Source organism: Pseudomonas sp. EB271-G4-1, assembly GCF_058791355.1.
Window position 1 is genome coordinate 28529 of the sequence record NZ_JBYTEO010000009.1, and the last position, 17868, is coordinate 46396.

The 17868-nt window shown below is 58.9% G+C and carries 23 protein-coding genes; 15 read left to right on the forward strand and 8 right to left on the reverse strand.

Annotated features, from left to right (window positions below):
• The first annotated feature begins 159 nt into the window (after positions 1-159).
• Positions 160-354, forward strand: coding sequence for a hypothetical protein (locus tag AC3WWR_RS06700; protein WP_020799087.1), 195 nt, complete (start codon positions 160-162; stop codon positions 352-354).
• Between the two features lie 63 nt (positions 355-417).
• On the opposite strand, the gene AC3WWR_RS06705 is transcribed toward AC3WWR_RS06700, so the two are convergent.
• Positions 418-1170: a carbonic anhydrase gene (locus AC3WWR_RS06705; protein WP_033041205.1), complete on the reverse strand. Its 753-nt coding sequence runs from the start codon at positions 1168-1170 to the stop codon at positions 418-420.
• Positions 1171-1408: 238 nt separating this feature from the next.
• Here AC3WWR_RS06705 and AC3WWR_RS06710 point away from each other — a divergent pair, with 238 nt between their 5' ends.
• Complete coding sequence (locus AC3WWR_RS06710; RefSeq protein ID WP_020799085.1) at positions 1409-1864, forward strand: DUF2214 family protein; 456 nt, start codon at positions 1409-1411, stop codon at positions 1862-1864.
• 95 nt (positions 1865-1959) lie between these two features.
• Here the strand turns inward: AC3WWR_RS06710 and csrA are convergent, their stop codons facing one another.
• Entirely contained in the window at positions 1960-2151 is a 192-nt protein-coding gene (gene csrA, locus AC3WWR_RS06715) for a carbon storage regulator CsrA (RefSeq protein WP_008057174.1), read from the reverse strand.
• A 252-nt stretch (positions 2152-2403) separates the two neighbouring features.
• Here csrA and AC3WWR_RS06720 point away from each other — a divergent pair, with 252 nt between their 5' ends.
• Complete coding sequence (locus tag AC3WWR_RS06720) at positions 2404-2769, forward strand: SPOR domain-containing protein (RefSeq protein WP_033041207.1); 366 nt, start codon at positions 2404-2406, stop codon at positions 2767-2769.
• A gap of 71 nt (positions 2770-2840) precedes the next feature.
• On the opposite strand, the gene AC3WWR_RS06725 is transcribed toward AC3WWR_RS06720, so the two are convergent.
• The 3 genes from AC3WWR_RS06725 to AC3WWR_RS06735 all read right to left on the reverse strand — a co-directional run bounded on the left by AC3WWR_RS06725 (position 2841) and on the right by AC3WWR_RS06735 (position 5048).
• Complete coding sequence (locus tag AC3WWR_RS06725; protein ID WP_033041209.1) at positions 2841-3530, reverse strand: endonuclease; 690 nt, start codon at positions 3528-3530, stop codon at positions 2841-2843.
• 4 nt (positions 3531-3534) lie between these two features.
• Entirely contained in the window at positions 3535-3825 is a 291-nt protein-coding gene (locus AC3WWR_RS06730) for a DUF1654 domain-containing protein (protein ID WP_033041211.1), read from the reverse strand.
• Between the two features lie 134 nt (positions 3826-3959).
• Complete coding sequence (locus AC3WWR_RS06735) at positions 3960-5048, reverse strand: asparaginase (RefSeq protein WP_020799081.1); 1089 nt, start codon at positions 5046-5048, stop codon at positions 3960-3962.
• Between the two features lie 326 nt (positions 5049-5374).
• Here AC3WWR_RS06735 and AC3WWR_RS06740 point away from each other — a divergent pair, with 326 nt between their 5' ends.
• The 8 genes from AC3WWR_RS06740 (at position 5375) to AC3WWR_RS06775 (ending at position 12872) form a co-directional block, all read left to right on the forward strand.
• Positions 5375-5806, forward strand: a complete 432-nt coding sequence (locus AC3WWR_RS06740) for a hypothetical protein (RefSeq protein WP_033040062.1) — start codon at positions 5375-5377, stop codon at positions 5804-5806.
• Between the two features lie 160 nt (positions 5807-5966).
• Entirely contained in the window at positions 5967-6923 is a 957-nt protein-coding gene (locus AC3WWR_RS06745; RefSeq protein WP_020799079.1) for a sugar ABC transporter substrate-binding protein, read from the forward strand.
• 53 nt (positions 6924-6976) lie between these two features.
• Positions 6977-8530, forward strand: a complete 1554-nt coding sequence (locus AC3WWR_RS06750) for a sugar ABC transporter ATP-binding protein (protein WP_020799078.1) — start codon at positions 6977-6979, stop codon at positions 8528-8530.
• The gene (locus tag AC3WWR_RS06755) at positions 8527-9504 is read left to right on the forward strand and encodes an ABC transporter permease (RefSeq protein WP_020799077.1); all 978 of its coding nucleotides are present in this window, start codon (positions 8527-8529) and stop codon (positions 9502-9504) included. Before AC3WWR_RS06750 ends, AC3WWR_RS06755 begins: the two co-directional genes overlap by 4 nt.
• 3 nt (positions 9505-9507) lie before the next feature.
• The gene (locus AC3WWR_RS06760; protein WP_033040065.1) at positions 9508-10527 is read left to right on the forward strand and encodes a LacI family DNA-binding transcriptional regulator; all 1020 of its coding nucleotides are present in this window, start codon (positions 9508-9510) and stop codon (positions 10525-10527) included.
• 58 nt (positions 10528-10585) lie between these two features.
• The gene (rbsK, locus tag AC3WWR_RS06765; protein ID WP_033040068.1) at positions 10586-11503 is read left to right on the forward strand and encodes a ribokinase; all 918 of its coding nucleotides are present in this window, start codon (positions 10586-10588) and stop codon (positions 11501-11503) included.
• Positions 11500-11904, forward strand: coding sequence for a D-ribose pyranase (rbsD, locus tag AC3WWR_RS06770; protein ID WP_033040075.1), 405 nt, complete (start codon positions 11500-11502; stop codon positions 11902-11904). Before rbsK ends, rbsD begins: the two co-directional genes overlap by 4 nt.
• Positions 11904-12872, forward strand: coding sequence for a nucleoside hydrolase (locus AC3WWR_RS06775; RefSeq protein WP_225441898.1), 969 nt, complete (start codon positions 11904-11906; stop codon positions 12870-12872). The genes rbsD and AC3WWR_RS06775 overlap by 1 nt, the downstream gene beginning before the upstream one ends.
• Before the next feature lie 136 nt (positions 12873-13008).
• Here AC3WWR_RS06775 and AC3WWR_RS06780 read toward each other — a convergent pair whose 3' ends face one another.
• Positions 13009-13203, reverse strand: a complete 195-nt coding sequence (locus tag AC3WWR_RS06780) for a hypothetical protein (RefSeq protein WP_020799072.1) — start codon at positions 13201-13203, stop codon at positions 13009-13011.
• A 133-nt stretch (positions 13204-13336) separates the two neighbouring features.
• On the opposite strand from AC3WWR_RS06780, the gene AC3WWR_RS06785 reads away from it, so the two are divergent.
• Positions 13337-13642 (forward strand): hypothetical protein, encoded by a 306-nt coding sequence (locus AC3WWR_RS06785; protein ID WP_020799071.1) that lies wholly within the window; start codon positions 13337-13339, stop codon positions 13640-13642.
• Positions 13643-13807: 165 nt separating this feature from the next.
• Positions 13808-14125: an I78 family peptidase inhibitor gene (locus tag AC3WWR_RS06790; RefSeq protein WP_020799070.1), complete on the forward strand. Its 318-nt coding sequence runs from the start codon at positions 13808-13810 to the stop codon at positions 14123-14125.
• A gap of 70 nt (positions 14126-14195) precedes the next feature.
• On the opposite strand, the gene AC3WWR_RS06795 is transcribed toward AC3WWR_RS06790, so the two are convergent.
• A complete protein-coding gene (locus AC3WWR_RS06795; protein ID WP_003179963.1) occupies positions 14196-14408 on the reverse strand; it encodes a cold-shock protein in 213 nt (70 codons plus the stop codon).
• Between the two features lie 293 nt (positions 14409-14701).
• Entirely contained in the window at positions 14702-15004 is a 303-nt protein-coding gene (locus tag AC3WWR_RS06800; RefSeq protein WP_020799069.1) for a hypothetical protein, read from the reverse strand.
• A 374-nt stretch (positions 15005-15378) separates the two neighbouring features.
• Here AC3WWR_RS06800 and thrS point away from each other — a divergent pair, with 374 nt between their 5' ends.
• Complete coding sequence (gene thrS / locus AC3WWR_RS06805; protein WP_008066670.1) at positions 15379-17301, forward strand: threonine--tRNA ligase; 1923 nt, start codon at positions 15379-15381, stop codon at positions 17299-17301.
• Positions 17301-17852: a translation initiation factor IF-3 gene (infC, locus tag AC3WWR_RS06810; protein ID WP_172435703.1), complete on the forward strand. Its 552-nt coding sequence runs from the start codon at positions 17301-17303 to the stop codon at positions 17850-17852. The genes thrS and infC overlap by 1 nt, the downstream gene beginning before the upstream one ends.
• The last annotated feature ends 16 nt before the right edge of the window (positions 17853-17868 follow it).

Here is a 17868-nt window from a genome sequence, read left to right on the forward strand (position 1 = left end):
CTTGCTGCAATGGACGATGGTCGAAGCGTCCTCCTGGATAGCCAGCCACGTGCTGCTGCGGTGGATTTTGTAGTGGCCCATCTGCAAGTGACGGCCGTCCCTTGCTACTGCAATTCAGGCGTAATATAGGCAGTGTTATCTCATCTGAAGGAGTCGCATATGATCTCCGACCAAATGAACAGGCAGGCGTCCGATCACAAGGCTGTGTGGGATCAATATTTCTGCGCCGCGTTGATTGCCGAAAGCCATCTAACGGCGCCCGTTGTCGGCGCGGTCACGCATGAAGACCGGCAGAATCTGTTGATTGAAAGGGCCAAGGCGCTCGCGGACAAGATGATTGAATGCAGGAAATAACCTGAGCCCAGCCTTCGCGCTGGGCTCTTCACATCGGCTACATGGCAATGATGGCTGGACGATTCAGGCAACCAGTTCGACTTTACCTGTCGCCAGGCGATAAATGCCCCCCACTATTTTCAGCTGGCCCTTGCTGAGCGCATCAGTCAGCAGGGGCGTGGCTTGCTTGAGGCGTTCGATCGAGTTCTTGATGTTTTGCACGGTCGCGTTTTCCACCAGGTCACCTGGACGACCTTTGACCTGCTCGACAGAGGATTTGAGTGCATCCGTCAGTGCAGGGATCTTCCCGGGGAACACCGTGTGCTCCTTGACGGCTTTAACGCCAGCCTCGATGGCGCCGCAGCGCTCATGGCCCAATACCAGGATCAGCGGTGCGCCGAGCACGGCCACGCCGTATTCGAGGCTTGCAAGGCCTTCGTCGGTGACGAAGTTGCCGGCCAGGCGTACAGCGAAAAGATCGCCCCGAGCGGTATCGAATGCGTATTCCGGGGCGATGCGCGAGTCAGAGCAACTCAGCACCGCCACGAAAGGGTTCTGACCGGAAACCAATGCTTCTCGTTCATCCTTGAAGTCGTGCGTTTCGGAATTACCGCTGACATAGCGTTCGTTGCCCGCCATCAACCTTTTCAGGGCTTCATCCGGGCTGATGACGTTTTTGGGTTTTGGCGGCGCGGTGGTTTTCTCGGCTGCCTGGATTATTCGACTCGGCATTGCGCCGGCCATTAGCAAGGCTCCCACTCCCAATCCAGCAAGGCGAAGGAAGCGACGACGCTCATTGATCTTTGCTGCAGAGGTTGAATCACATGATTCGCACATGATGTTGTGTACTCAGGTCAATTAGGAGGAGTGACTGCTGTCGGGGATTGTGCCTGAAGAGCTTCGGCACTGGAGTCTTGGAGTCTAGTAGGTCTGTAACGTTATATTTTACGCGGCCTCCAGCGGGGGCAGCCGAGTCGTTGGCGGCGAAAAGCAAATGGTCTGTCGGGTGCAAACAGTCGTTTCATGAACTACTACTGACAGGCTGATTCGACTACGTCTCTACAGGAGTTTCCCGATGCTGGCTCACTGGTTGCTTGCAGCGATTCATCTTTTGGCGTTTGCGCTTGGATTCTGGGCTGTCCTGGCGCGTGGCACGGCTTTTCGGCGCCTGGCTGTCGGCGCAGGCGAGGCTCGCGATGTATTGATGGCAGACAACATGTGGGGCATTTCTGCCCTTGTCTTGCTGGTTACCGGCGGCATGCGGGCCTTTGGCGGTTTCGAGAAAGGCACGGATTACTACCTGAGCCAGCCGTTGTTCCATCTCAAGATGACGTTGTTGGTGGTTATCCTGCTACTGGAAATTGCGCCCATGGTGACGTTGATCAAATGGCGGGTTGCACGGTCGCGTGGCGCGGCTATCGATACCTGGCGTGCAACGCTATTTGCACGAGTCAGTCATATCGAGGCGGTGCTGGTGTTGCTGATGATGGTGGTGGCGAGCGGGATGGCGCGGGGTTTCACATTCGGCTGACAGAAAGTGAAGGGAAAGCGCAGGCGTGTTGCGCTGGAATCTTTAGCCAGCCGTCGTTGCGGGGCGAACGGGCTGGCTACTGACTACGACAGGATTCAGGTTTGTGGCTTTTCCGGGGCGGTCAGGCCGGCCTGAATGCGCTGGTAAATTTCTTCGCGATGCACTGCGACGTCTTTGGGGGCATTGATGCCAATCCGGACTTGCTGGCCGCTTACGCCCAGGATGGTGATCGTAATGTCATCACCAATGTTTATGCTTTCACCGACTTTGCGGGTGAGTATCAGCATGGTCTTCTCCTTGATTGCTTCGTGGGGCACCTGATTCGGACAGTGCAGAGGTCGGTGTTATGTATAGATTAGTGCGAAGTCTCACGGTTTGGGTGCCTCTTTCTGACGCGCAGATACAGCATTAATTCCCAAGGTGTAACTATACAGAGGCCGCCACTATCATTCTCGTTGTTTTGCGCCCATTTTTACGGCACTCGCGAAGTATTCATGAATGCTAAAATCCCCCGCTTTAAGCATTCAGAGGGAAACGCTGTGCGCAAAATGGTCTTGGCAATCGCGGTATTGGCTCTGGCGGGATGCGGTGATGGCAAGCGCGAGGAGGCACCAAAGCCGCAGCCTGCGGCGGCGGCAACGTCGGCGCAGGTGGCGGGGCCACAGTGGGATCTCGAAGTACGGGGCGAAACGCCCCAGGCCGTCAGCGATCTCAGCGGCTGGCTGATCGAGCACAGCTTCATGTCCAACGTGGTCAGGGAAAATGGCAAGACTCGCATCCTGATGGGGCCTTATAGCTCCAGGGAAGAAGCCGATGCCAAGCAGGCACAGGTAAATGCCGCGCTCATCAAGGCGAAGAAACAGAACATCGAAGTGCTGGTGCTGGAGCGCACGACGGCTCAGTAAGGACCCAACCGGGTGGCTGAAAAAAAGGCCTGGGGTGTTCAGCCCCCAGGCCTTTTTTTAACCGCTAGCGTTCAGCCGCAGGCTTTCATGTCGACCGGGCCGACGAACTCGTTGCCGCGCCCCATGACACACGCCACGCTCTGGTTGCGCTGGCGTTCCCAGGCTTGCACCGGGTAGGTCTTGTCCCACGCCTGGTACAACTGCTGGTCCTGTTTCGACAGGCGCAAACCATATTGCTTGCTCATGTAGAAATAGGTTCGGGCGATCATGCCGCGAATGGACGGGCGGGGCATGACTTTCTTCGCCTTGAAGTCGACCTGGGTCAGGCACGAACCGTATTGGCCCGATTGCTCCGGTAGCCAGCCGAAACTGAAATTGCTACGGTCACCATTAACCTCGCCAATGCTGGGCACCAGGTTGTGCAGGTCGGCTTCGGCTTTCTGATAGGTCGGGTCGTATCGCGTACAGTTTTTACGCCCGCCCTCCTGCCAGCACTGACGCTGATGTCCGATTTGCCATGCCGGAACAATGTGTTCCCACTCGATGCGGGCGGCACGCTTGGCGTTTTTGCGTGGAACATAACCGCAGGCCGCGAGGTTCACTTTGTTACCGGTGTATTTGCAGCCGCAATAAAACTCGGTGGATTGCGGTGCATACAGCTTCCAGGCGACTTTCTTGGCCTCGCTGAACGTGCGTGGCGCATCAGCCTGGGCCCCCATCGCGAACAACAGGAGCAGCAGGGCAAAACAACGGACACTCATCGACTCAGTCTTCCTTCGGCACTACCCAGAAAATCTGCACACCACCATCGTCGCGGTGGGCGAGGGTGACGTTGTCGTTCTCGTCGATTTCTTCGAGCAGGCGTTCCCATTCATCCACGGGCTCGTCTGGAAGGCGGAAGATCAGGGCTGCCCTGGCTTTTTGAGCGGTTGGGCCGTTGATGATTTTCTGAACGCGCAGGCCCATGCGTACATAGGTGTCTGGTGAGGCGGAGGTGGTGTCCACAGGATTATCCTTATTAAGCTGTACGTGCATACAGTATTTAACTGTAGGCATTTTCGCAACTGCTTAAAATTCAAGAGAATCCTCTGACAGTATTTTTTGCCGATTGGTGTAGGAGCAAAAGAGTTTTTTTGTCAGGCGGGAGTGATGAGAGATGCCCGACCGGAGTCGGTCGGGCGAGGGGCGAATCAATATTCCCAGAACATCCGTTGCAGCTCTTTGCTGTCATTGGTCTTGGTCAGCGCGACCATCGCCAGGATTCGGGCTTTCTGCGGGTTCAGGTCATGCGCCACCACCCAATCATATTTGTCGTCAGGCTGTTCGGCGTTACGCAGGACAAACCCACCGGCATTGACGTGGGAAGAGCGGATGATCTGCACGCCGTCCTTGCGCAGGGCCTGCAAGGCAGGCACGACCCGGGAAGAGACCGAGCCATTGCCGGTGCCGGCATGGATGATGGCCTTGGCACCCGACTGGGCCAATGCCTTGTAGGCGGTGTCGCCGACGTTACCGTAGGAGTAGGCAATTTCGACGTCAGGCAAGCTCTGGATGTTCTTGATGTCGAATTCCGAGTCCATGGTGTGGCGCTTGGACGGGAGGCGGAACCAGTAGGATTTGCCTTCGACCACCATCCCGAGGGGGCCCCAGGCGCTTTTAAACGCTTCGGTCTTGATGTTGATCATTTTGCTGACATCGCGACCCGACTGGATTTCGTCGTTCATGGTCACCAGCACGCCCTTGCCACGCGCGTCCTTGCTGCTGGCCACGGCGACGGCGTTGTACAGGTTCAGCATGCCGTCGGCGGACATTGCGGTACCCGGGCGCATGGAGCCCACGACAATGATGGGCTTGTCGGTTTTTTCCACCAGGTTGAGGAAATAGGCGGTTTCTTCCAGGGTGTCGGTGCCGTGGGTGATCACGATGCCATCGACGTCCTTGCTGTCCGCCAATTCGGCAACACGACGGCCCAGTTGCAACAGGTTGTCGTTGGTGATGCTTTCGGAGGCGATCTGCATGACCTGTTCGCCGCGGACATTGGCCAGTTCGCTGAGCTGCGGTACCGCGGCAATCAATTGCTCGATGCCGACTTTCGCTGCTTGATAGGTGGCGCTGTTGGCGGCGCTGGCGCCTGCACCGGCGATGGTGCCGCCGGTCGCCAGGACCACGACATTCGCCAGTTTCTGTTGGGTTTCGACTTCTTTTGCCTGAAGGGCGGCGGGCACGAGCAGCAAGAGGGCCAATGTGCCCGGAATAAGGTTTTTCAAAGCAGATGTCATTATTTTTCTCTCTTGTAGTGACGGTGCTGATGCAGGTTCATCTAGATGCGCCCCAAACGGATCTGAACCCGTGGGGTGCTGAAGAAAGAGCACGTCCCGTACCAGTTACAACTGGAATCAAAAAAAATTCCTAACCTATTGATTTGTTTATCAATTTAAACGAGTTGTTGAGCGGCGACCTTCCTGTGTTGTCCGGCTTTCCGACTGTGCGTGGATTTTTCATTCGGCTTTCCGAAAAGGATTTCGATTCCCCTTTAAATATCGGCGTTAAAGAAACCGGTCGGCAGGTCGATGCTTCAGTGAAGAATCATCTACAGGGAGTTCACATGTCGTTGACGGTCGGTTTGCCACATTCAGCGGTTGTTAATATCGGCGGGAAATCAGCGGCTGCCGTCGACACCTTGAGTGACACGGCATCGGTGCAGCAGTCCGGTGAGCCCGTGCAGGATGAAAAGCCTGTCCGAATGGAGCAGGGCGCGCAGGCGAGTGAAGACGCCGAAGGCGCTGGCAGCCAGCAAAGCGTTGCGGCGCAATTGCTGCTCAAGCGCATGCAGGAACTGCAAGAGCAACTGCGTGAGCAACAGCAACAACTGGCGGCTGCCCAGGCCGCGTCTTTTCAGTCTGAAGAGGCCAAGGCCGTGGCCGTGATGGCGCTCCAGTCACAGATTGCTGATACGTTGTCGGCATTGATGCAGGTGGCCGCCAGCCTGGCAAAAGAGTTGACTGGTTCCGGCAGTATGGTCAGCACTACGGCGTGACCTTGTGTGCTGGTGGCTATACGCGCAACCTGCGGACGGGGTATGACGGCCGTTGACAAATTCCGGCAAGATTCGCATAGTCAGGGTTCGCAAACGTTTGCGACATCTCTATATGCCGCCCCGACGTTGCTCACAATAATCATAAGATCGGAGTGAACCCATGAAGCTGCCATTCGCTGGACGTCTTCTTGCTGTCGCAATACTGGCTGGCGCAACCGCCACGCTGCCTGTTTCTTCGGCGTTCGCCCAAACGCCTGAAAAGCCAAAAGTCGCGCTGGTGATGAAGTCCCTGGCCAACGAATTCTTCCTGACCATGGAAGACGGCGCCAAGGCGTATCAGAAAGATCACTCCGACGAGTTCGAGCTCATCTCCAACGGCATCAAGGACGAAACGGATACGGCCAACCAGATCCGCATCGTCGAGCAAATGATCGTGTCGAGGGTCAATGCGCTGGTGATCGCGCCCGCTGATTCCAAGGCCATGGTGCCGGTGATCAAAAAAGCCGTCGACGCCGGCATTACCGTGATCAACATCGACAACCAGCTCGACCCGGCCGTGGTCAAGAGCAAGAACATCAGTGTGCCGTTCGTAGGCCCGGATAACCGAAAGGGCGCGCGCCTGGTGGGTGAGTACCTGGCCAAGAAGCTCAAGGCCGGTGACGAAGTAGGCATCATCGAGGGGGTGTCCACCACCACCAATGCCCAGGCCCGCACCGCAGGCTTCAAGGATGCGATGGAGGCGGCGCAGATCAAGGTCGTGTCCGTGCAATCGGGCGACTGGGAAATCAACAAGGGCAACCAGGTGGCGTCCTCGATGCTCAGCGAATACCCGAACATCAAGGCCCTGCTCGCCGGCAACGACAGCATGGCGGTGGGCGTGGTGTCTGCCGTGCGTGCCGCGGGCAAGGCTGGCCAGGTCCAGGTGGTCGGTTACGACAACATCAATGCCATCAAGCCGATGCTCAAGGATGGCCGCGTCCTGGCCACCGCCGATCAGTTTGCCGCCAAGCAGGCGGTGTTCGGCATCGAGACCGCGTTGAAGATCATCAAGGGCGAGAAAGTCGACAGCGGCGCCAACGGCGTGATCGAAACTCCGGTAGAGCTGGTTACACAGTAAATTTCCGGCGACGCAATGGCGCTCGCCATCCCTGCGAGCGCATGGAGAGTCTTATGTCTGTTAGCGCCCCGCACGCTGTCCTCTCGGTCAGCGACATTGGCAAGACTTACGCGCAGCCGGTCCTGGCCGGCATCAACCTCACGCTCATGCGCGGCGAGGTGCTGGCACTGACCGGCGAGAATGGCGCCGGCAAAAGTACGCTGTCGAAGATTATCGGCGGGCTGGTCACGCCGACTACTGGCCAGATGCAGTTTCAGGGGCGCGATTACCGCCCGGGCAGCCGCACCCAGGCCGAAGAGCTGGGGATCCGCATGGTCATGCAGGAGCTCAATCTGTTGCCGACCCTGTCGGTGGCGGAAAACCTGTTTCTGCACAAGCTGCCCAGCACTGCTGGCTGGATCAATCGCAAGCAACTGCGCCTGGCTGCGATCGAGGCCATGGCTCAGGTCGGGCTCGACGCGATCGACCCGGACACCCCGGTGGGCGAGCTGGGCATTGGTCATCAGCAGATGGTCGAGATCGCGCGCAACCTGATCGGTGATTGCCACGTGCTGATCCTCGATGAGCCGACCGCGATGCTCACCGCCCGTGAAGTCGAAATGCTCTTCGAGCAGATCACGCGCCTGCAGGCCCGTGGCGTGTCGATCATCTATATCTCCCATCGCCTCGAAGAGCTTGCGCGGGTGGCCCAGCGCATTGCGGTCCTGCGTGACGGCCACCTGGTGTGTGTCGAGCCGATGGCCAACTACAACAGTGAGCAACTGGTCACGCTGATGGTCGGGCGCGAACTGGGCGAACACATCGACATGGGGCCGCGTGACATCGGCGCTGCGGCTTTGACGGTCAAGGGCCTGAGTCGTGCCGACAAGGTGCGTGACGTGTCCTTCGAGGTGCGGGCTGGCGAGATCTTCGGCATTTCCGGATTGATCGGGGCAGGGCGCACCGAGTTGCTGCGCTTGATTTTCGGGGCTGATACCGCGGACAGCGGCACGGTGGCGCTAGGCTCACCCGCCCGAGTCGTGAGTATCCGCTCGCCGGTGGACGCGGTCGGGCATGGCATTGCCCTGATCACCGAAGACCGCAAGGGCGAGGGCCTGCTGCTGACGCAATCGATCGGCGCGAACATTGCGCTGGGTAACATGCCGGTTATTTCCAGCGGTGGCCTGGTCAATCCTGGCGCTGAAGCGGGGCTGGCCCAACGGCAGATCGACGCCATGCGCATTCGCAGTTCCGGACCGGCGCAGTTGGTGTCCGAGTTGTCCGGTGGCAACCAGCAGAAGGTAGTCATCGGTCGCTGGCTGGAGCGTGATTGCTCGGTGCTGCTGTTTGACGAGCCGACCCGGGGCATCGATGTCGGCGCCAAGTTCGACATTTATGCGCTGCTCGGTGAGTTGACCCGTCAAGGCAAGGCGTTGGTGGTGGTGTCCAGCGACCTGCGCGAATTGATGTTGATCTGCGACCGCATCGGCGTGCTCTCGGCGGGGCGTCTGATCGACACCTTCGAGCGCGACAGCTGGACCCAGGATGATTTGCTTGCCGCCGCGTTCGCCGGCTACCAAAAACGTGATGCGCTGCTCAACGAAGCGGCGCCTAGGGATCTTCAATGAAAACCGTATCTTCGGCCGGCCCACGCAGCGGCAATTTCTATGGGCTGGGCACTTACCTGGGGCTGGCCGGCGCCTTGCTGGCCATGGTCGTGCTGTTCTCGGTCCTGAGCAGCCATTTCCTCTCCTACAACACTTTCAGCACCCTGGCCAACCAGATTCCGGACTTGATGGTCCTGGCGGTCGGTATGACCTTCGTGCTGATCATCGGCGGTATCGACCTGTCGGTGGGTTCGGTGCTGGCGCTGGCCGCGTCGACGGTCAGCGTGGCGATTCTCGGTTGGGGCTGGAGCGTGCTGCCAGCGGCTTTGCTCGGCATGGCGGCTGCCGCGCTGGCGGGGACCGTCACCGGTTCGATCACCGTGGCCTGGCGCATTCCTTCGTTCATCGTGTCCCTGGGTGTGCTGGAAATGGCCCGCGGCGTGGCGTACCAGATGACCGGTTCGCGCACGGCCTACATCGGCGACGCCTTTGCCTGGCTGTCCAATCCGATCGCCTTCGGAATTTCGCCCTCGTTCATCATCGCCTTGCTGATCATTTTCATCGCCCAGGCCGTGTTGACCCGTACCGTATTCGGGCGCTACCTGATCGGCATCGGCACCAACGAAGAGGCGGTGCGCCTGGCGGGGATCAACCCCAAGCCCTACAAGATCCTGGTGTTCAGCCTGATGGGGTTGCTGGCCGGTATTGCCGCGCTGTTCCAGATTTCTCGCCTGGAAGCGGCGGACCCCAATGCCGGCTCCGGGTTGGAGTTGCAAGTGATCGCTGCCGTGGTGATTGGCGGCACCAGTCTGATGGGTGGGCGCGGCTCGGTCATCAGCACCTTCTTCGGCGTGCTGATCATTTCGGTATTGGCGGCCGGCCTGGCGCAGATCGGCGCCACCGAGCCGACCAAACGCATCATCACTGGCGCCGTGATCGTGGTGGCGGTAGTGCTGGATACTTATCGCAGTCAGCGCGCAAGCCGGCGGACCTGAGTCATGGCAACGATCAAGGATGTAGCAGCACTGGCGGGGATTTCCTACACCACGGTTTCCCATGTGGTGAACAAGACCCGGCCGGTGAGTGAAGAAGTACGGGTCAAGGTCGAGGCCGCAATCAAGACCCTCGATTATGTGCCCAGCGCCGTCGCCCGGTCCCTCAAGGCCAAGACCACGGCAACCATCGGCCTGCTGGTGCCCAACAGCCTCAACCCGTATTTCGCCGAGCTGGCGCGGGGTATCGAGGACTACTGTGAGCGTAATGGCTACTGTGTGATCCTGTGCAATTCGGACGACAATCCGGACAAGCAGCGTAGTTACCTGCGAGTATTGCTGGAGAAACGCATCGACGGCCTGATCGTCGCCTCGGCCGGTGGTGACGGCGGGTTGGCCCAGGGCCTGGCGGCCGTGCGCACGCCGATGGTGATCGTCGACCGAGGGCTCGAAGGCGTCGACGCGGACCTTGTGCGCATCGATCACGAGTACGGCGCCTACCTGGCCACGCGGCATCTGCTGGAGTTGGGGCATCGGGATATCGCCACCATCAGCGGCCCTGCAACCACCAGCGTGGCGCAGATGCGCTTGGCCGGCTTTTGCCGGGCCCTTGAAGAGGCGGGTATCCGTGTTGCGCGCGGGCGCATGCTCGAAAGCGATTTCACCAGCACCGGTGGCTACAGCGCCGCCGCTGTGCTTCTGGAAAACAATCCGCCCAGCGCGATCTTTGCCGCCAACGACATGATCGGTATCGGTGTGCTGCGTGCCGCCGCCGAGCGCAATATCCGCGTGCCGACGGACCTTTCCGTCATCGGCTTCGACGACATCCAGATGAGCCGCTATGTCTATCCGGCACTGACCACCGTGGGCCAGTCGATCCTGCAACTGGGCGAAATGGCGGCCGGGGTGCTGCTGCGCCGGATTGCCAAGCCGGACCTGGCAACCGAACAACGCATCGTGACCCCCAGCATCGTCTTGCGCGAATCGACCGCGCCGTTGGCCGGGGTGTTCGCACAGTATCGTTAAATGAAAAGCATCGCTAAATCCCGAGCAGCGCTGGAACAGTCTTGATGAGTAGTAATGTATGTCAGCAAAAGTAGTGGTAGTCGGCAGCTTGAACATGGACCTGGTGACTCGGGCGTCGCGCTTGCCCCGTGGTGGAGAAACACTGATCGGCCAGTCGTTTGCGACGGTCTGTGGCGGCAAGGGGGCGAACCAGGCCGTGGCGGCTGCGCGCCTCGGTGCGCAGGTGTCGATGGTGGGCTGCGTGGGCACCGATGCCTACGGCCAGGTATTGCGCCAGGCGTTGCTGGACGAGGGCATCGATTGTCGGGCGGTCAGCGCCGTGGAAGGTACCAGTGGCGTGGCCTTGATCGTGGTCGACGACAACAGCCAGAACGCCATCGTGATTGTCGCCGGGGCCAACGGCGCGCTGACGCCAGCGGTGCTCGGCTGTTTCGATGCGGCGCTGCAGGAGGCGGATGTGATCATCTGTCAGCTGGAAATACCGGACGCAACGGTTGGCCATGCGCTCAAGCGCGGTCGTGAGCTGGGCAAGACCGTTATCCTCAACCCTGCGCCGGCCAGTCGACCGCTGCCGCAGGAGTGGTATGCGTCCATCGACTACCTGATTCCCAACGAGAGTGAAGCAGCAGCGCTCAGCGGCTTGCCGTTGGACTCTCTGCAAACGGCGCAGATCGCGGCTACTCGACTGATCGACATGGGCGCCGGCAAGGTCATCATCACCCTCGGCGCCCAGGGGTCGTTGTTTGCCGATGGCAAAGGCTTCGAACATTTCCCGGCGCCGAGCGTGAAGGCGCTCGACACCACGGCGGCCGGCGATACCTTCGTTGGTGGCTTCGCCGCGGCGTTGGTGGCCGGGATGAGCGAAGCGCAAGCGATACGTTTCGGCCAGGTCGCCGCCGCATTGTCGGTCACCCGGGCTGGCGCGCAACCCTCGATTCCCACCCTGGCCGATGTGCAGGCGTTTAAAACACCATGAAAAAGACCCCTCTACTCAATGTCGCGCTGTCGCGGCTTATAGCTTCCCTGGGCCATGGCGACAAGGTGGTGATCGGCGATGCGGGTCTGCCCGTACCGCCAGGCGTCGAACTGATCGACCTGGCCTTGACCCAGGGCATTCCGGATTTCGTCACTACCCTGAAAGTCGTGCTCAGCGAAATGCAGGTCGAAAGCCATGTGCTGGCGCAAGAAATCCTCGAGAAACGGCCGTCGGCACTGGCGACCCTGGACGCACTGGAGGTCGAGGGTACGCTGGGACGGCGCGAACTGCTCAGCCATGAGCGATTCAAGGCTCTCACTCAACAGGCGCGGGCGATTGTGCGCACCGGAGAATGCCAGCCTTACTGCAATATCGTGCTGGTGGCCGGGGTAACGTTCTGATGAGTAACACCACCGGCTCCCAATCGGCACAACCGATCGACTTGATTATCGATACCGATCCCGGTGCCGACGACGTGATTGCCTTGCTGTTTGCCCTGGCGTCGCCGCAAGAGCTGAACGTGCGCGCATTGACCACCGTCGCCGGCAACGTACGCCTGGACAAAACCTCGCGCAATGCACGGCTTGCCCTCGAGTGGGCCGGGTGTGAGCACGTGCCGGTGTATGCCGGGGCATCCAAGCCGCTGGTGCGCAAGCCTGTCTATGCCGAGCACGTCCACGGCGAGGAAGGTTTGCCGGGTGTTGCGGTCCATGAGCCGAAGAGGGGGCTGGCCGAGGGCAATGCGATCGACTTCCTGATCGACACGTTACTGGCCGCCAGGCCCCATAGCATGACCATCGCCATGCTGGGGCCGCAGACCAACCTTGCCCTGGCGCTGCTGCGCGAGCCGCAGATTGTCCAGGGCATCAAGCAGGTGGTGGTCATGGGCGGTGCGCACTTCAACGGCGGTAACATCTCGCCGGTGGCCGAATTCAACCTGTTTGCCGATCCGCACGCGGCCGAGGTGGTGCTCAAGAGTGGCGCAGACCTGGTCTACCTGCCGCTGGACGTGACCCACAAGATTCTTACCAGTGAAGCGCGCCTCGAGCAGATAGCGGCGTTGAACAACAAGGCCGGCAAGCTGGTGGGCGATATCCTGCAAGCGTGTATTGGCGGTGATATGGCGCGCTATGGCATTCCCGGTGGCCCGGTGCATGACGCCACGGTCATCGCCTACCTGCTTAAGCCGGCGCTGTTCAGTGGCCGTTCGGTCAACGTGGTGGCCGACAGCCGCGAAGGTCCGACGTTTGGCCAGACCATCGTCGACTGGTATGACAGTCTCAACGCGCCGAAGAACGCCTTCTGGGTTGACAGCGGTGACGCCCAAGGCTTCTTCGATCTGTTGACCGAGCGCCTGGCGCGCCTGTAGGAGCGAGCATGCTCGCGATGAACGTCCAGACAACGCGCTCATCCAGGCAGCCAACGTTATCGTTGACGACCATCGCGAGCATGCTCGCTCCTACAGGGTAGCGAGTGCATCCGCGAAAACGCCCAAAGGCTTTCTCTCACTGCGAATGCCCGGTGCGCGAGTGTTTTTCGAAGATCTGGTCGATGAAAGAGCGTGCCGCTTCGGTGCCCAGATCCTTGACCAGCAGGTCGATGCCGATAATGGCCAGCTCTTCCGGGCTACCCGGGCTGTAGGAAATATGGCCGTCTGGCCATTTGATCTTGATGTCGGCTTCGATGCTCACGGTGGTCATGACAGGGCTCGGGAGTCAGGGGGAATGGTGAGTGTCGAGTTAATCACTTTGCGATGCTTTTGGCACTGCGACTTAGGCATGGGCGCAGGGCTATGCGACACTTGGTCTTTGATGGCTAATCCAGGATTGTGCTGTGCAGATCGATTTGAACACTCCCGATGGCTTGACCCTCGAAGCGGTGCGCCAGATGTTAGCCGCAGCCAGCGACGATGAGCACACGCAATTGCGCGTGACCAAGGGCGGCATCGCCTATATTTCTTCGGGTGTCGTGGGTGGCAGCGATATCGACGGCTTGCTGTTTCGCCTGGAAACCTGGGCGAAAGGGTCTGGCTATGTCGGGCGGGTGGCGGCCAGTGACGAAGTCTGGGTCATGCAAATCTACAATGCGTTGAAGGATAACTGGCCAAAACCGGCCTTTGACTACATTGACGTTTATTGAGTGCCGTTCATATTCAGTCACGATTGAATGATGAAGGGCAGGGCGTTGCTCAGGCAAACTTGCCGTTTGTCCGTTGTGAAGGGCGGGGTGCCTGGCTCCCCGTGAAACCAAACGCCGAAATGGCGGTCGCAAGAATTCAGCTAAATCATCGAATAAGGAGGCGTCATGCCTTGGAAGCTCGCGTCATTGGGTACTGTGCTGGCTGCTGCCATGCTGGTCGGTTGCAGCACGGGAACCACCGAGCCGACTGACCCGGCCACTACCACTGAGTCTGGTCATAGCCGCTGCGAGGCCAAGGCGGCCGAATTCGCCATCGGTAAGCAGGCGTCGCCCCAGTTGCTGGAGCAGGCGCGCACCCGTGCAGGCGCGCAGAATGCGCGATTCCTGCAGCCAAACGACATGGTGACGCTGGAGTACCGCTCGGACCGCCTGAACCTCAACACCGATGCCAATCGTGTCGTCACCCGCGTCAACTGCGGCTGATCGAACACGCTTTATAGCGCCCACAAAAAACCCCGTCACATGGACGGGGTTTTTTTAGTGCGCCTGGAAATTACTCTGGGCGAACTTGAGCAGCTTGCATACCCTTTTGGCCTTTCTCAGCCACGAAGGAAACAGTCTGGCCTTCTTTCAGGCTTTTGAAACCGTCGCTTTCGATAGCTTTGAAGTGTACGAACAGGTCGTCACCGCCACCTTGAGGAGTGATGAAGCCGAAGCCTTTTTCATCGTTGAACCATTTAACGGTGCCGGTTTGGCGATTAGACATGGTGTATCTCCAAGAAACATATATTTTCAGTAGTACTGTGCTGCTCAGGCCAACTGGGCACACCCGAGTATCATAGTCGAAATGTTCGCTTTGGGAGCCCCCCACAGCGGTTGTTTGCCCTATAGTCGCACATTCTTTGTTCGCTGATTGGGCTGAAAGCCCCGTATTTAAAGGCTTTTAGCCCAAAGTAAAGGTGAGAAAAAAAACCTGTAAAACCTGCACAATTTGTAGGAAAAAGCGTTTCTCCGAGGGTTTTCACCGGCAGAAAACGCTTTTACAGCACGTTTTCAGGCTTATTTTTTCGCCGCAGGGGCGGCCTTGCACTTGGCTATCTTGCCCAAGGCCTCTTGTTTCAGTGTGTCGCTGGCCTGGTTGTCCATCAGTGCCTGCAGGTCCTTGGCCGGGTACGACTTGATAGCGTCGGCGCCGCAGGCGCAGTGGGATTTTGCCGCTGCGGCGCCGATCTGTGGCGTGGCGGCCTGGGTGCACTGGGCCATGTACTTCTCGCGCTCACCCTTCGGCCAGTCGGCGTGGGCGGCCAGCGGAAGCAGCAGGACGATGGGTGCGACTACAGCGAATAAACGATTCAGACGCATGCCGGGATGCTCCTTATGGGGGAATGTCTTGTTATCTGAGGGGTAAAACGCGGTTCAAGTTCAGCACTCTGGCACAAAAACCGCAGTTTCGCCTCGACGCAAGGCCTCGACGCCGCCATGACCGTTCATCTGTGCTAGCATGCCTCGCTCGGGCGTTCGCAGGCGCCGGTCGACCTTCAGTCCCGGCCGCGGCAGATGCCCGAATAACCCTGATTTGAATCCCAGTCACTCTGGTTCGATTTTCCGGTTGGCCGCAAGGCTCCTGCCGCTGTAAGGCAGGCGTTCGTCATTGAATGGCCTGGATCGGATCTTGTACTGGCTCATCCCAACCCACGTGACCTTTGGTAGGGGTCACCACTAGGAGAGGAGGCGCCATGCCAACTATTACTCTTCCCGACGGCAGTCAACGTTCATTCGATCACCCGGTTTCCGTAGCCGAGGTCGCCGCATCCATTGGTGCCGGCCTGGCCAAGGCCACGGTAGCGGGCAAGGTCGATGGCAAGCTGGTCGACGCCAGCGACATCATCAGCAGCGACGCCACGCTGCAAATCATCACGCCAAAGGATGAAGAGGGGCTGGAGATCATTCGCCACTCTTGCGCCCACCTGGTCGGTCATGCGGTCAAGCAACTGTACCCGACGGCCAAGATGGTCATTGGTCCGGTTATCGACGAAGGCTTCTATTACGACATCGCCTTCGAGCGTCCTTTCACCCCGGACGACCTGGCCGCCATCGAACAGCGCATGCAGCAGCTGATCGAAAAAGATTACGACGTGATCAAGAAAGTCACTCCGCGCGCCGAAGTGATCGAAGTGTTCAAGGCTCGCGGCGAAGACTACAAGCTGCGCCTGGTCGAGGACATGCCGAACGAGCAGGCCATGGGCCTGTACTATCACGAAGAATACGTCGACATGTGCCGCGGTCCGCACGTGCCGAACACGCGTTTCCTGAAATCCTTCAAACTGACCAAGTTGTCCGGCGCCTACTGGCGTGGCGATGCCAAGAACGAGCAATTGCAGCGCGTCTACGGCACCGCGTGGGCCGACAAGAAGCAGTTGGCCGCCTACATCCAGCGCATCGAAGAAGCTGAAAAGCGCGATCACCGCAAGATCGGCAAGCGCCTGGGCCTGTTCCACACCCAGGAAGAGTCGCCGGGCATGGTGTTCTGGCACCCGAACGGCTGGACCTTGTACCAGGTGCTCGAGCAGTACATGCGCAAGGTGCAGCGCGACAACGGCTACCTGGAGATCAAGACGCCCCAGGTCGTTGACCGCAGCCTGTGGGAGAAATCCGGGCACTGGGCCAACTACGCCGACAACATGTTCACCACCCAGTCGGAAAACCGCGACTACGCCATCAAGCCGATGAACTGCCCTTGCCACGTGCAAGTGTTCAACCAGGGCCTGAAAAGCTACCGCGAGCTGCCGATGCGCCTGGCCGAATTCGGTGCCTGCCACCGTAACGAGCCATCGGGTGCGCTGCACGGCATCATGCGCGTGCGCGCATTCACCCAGGACGACGCCCACATCTTCTGCACCGAAGAGCAGATGCAGGCTGAATCCGCTGCGTTCATCAAGCTGACCATGGATGTCTACGCCGATTTCGGCTTTAAAGATGTCGAGATGAAGCTGTCCACTCGTCCGGAAAAACGCGTGGGTTCCGACGAGCTGTGGGATCGCGCCGAAGCGGCCTTGGCTGCAGCCCTTGATAGTGCTGGCCTGCCGTATGATCTGCAGCCGGGTGAGGGAGCGTTCTACGGTCCGAAGATCGAATTCTCGCTAAAAGATTGCCTTGGCCGTGTCTGGCAGTGTGGTACTCTGCAGCTCGATTTTAACCTGCCTGTGCGTCTGGGTGCCGAATTCGTCTCCGAAGACAACAGCCGCAAGCATCCGGTGATGTTGCATCGGGCGATCCTGGGCTCCTTCGAACGTTTCGTTGGAATCCTGATCGAGCACTACGAGGGAGCATTCCCTGCGTGGCTTGCTCCGACCCAGGCAGTGATCATGAATATCACTGATAAGCAGGCAGATTTTGCCGCTGAAGTGGAAAAAACTCTCAACGAAAGCGGGTTTCGTGCCAAGTCTGACTTGAGAAATGAAAAGATCGGCTTTAAAATCCGCGAGCATACCTTGCTCAAGGTTCCCTATCTCTTGGTTATCGGAGATCGGGAAGTCGAGATGCAGACTGTCGCTGTGCGTACTCGTGAAGGTGCTGACCTGGGCTCTATGCCCGTCGCCCAGTTCGCTGAGTTCCTCGCGCAAGCGGTTTCCCGGCGTGGTCGCCAAGATTCGGAGTAATTATTATTAAGCGTGAAATGAGACAAGATAAACGAACTGCACCGAAAGCCCCGATCAACGAGAATATCTCGGCACGCGAGGTTCGGTTAATTGGGGCTGAAGGTGAACAGCTCGGGATTGTGTCAATTGAAGACGCGCTTCTTAAGGCTGAAGAGGCCAAGCTGGATCTGGTGGAGATTTCCGCCGATGCAGTACCACCTGTTTGCAAACTGATGGACTACGGCAAATCGATCTTCGAGAAGAAGAAGCAGATTGCTGCGGCCAAGAAAAACCAGAAGCAGATTCAGGTTAAAGAAATCAAGTTTCGTCCAGGGACGGAGGAAGGGGATTACCAGGTAAAACTGCGCAACCTGGTACGTTTCCTGAGTGATGGGGACAGGGCCAAGGTATCCTTGCGATTCCGCGGCCGTGAGATGGCCCACCAGGAGCTGGGGATGGAACTGCTCAAGCGAGTTGAAGGTGACTTGCTGGAGTACGGTTCGGTCGAACAGCATCCTAAGATGGAAGGACGCCAGCTGATCATGGTCATCGCCCCGAAAAAGAAGAAGTAATCAACAGGGCACGGCA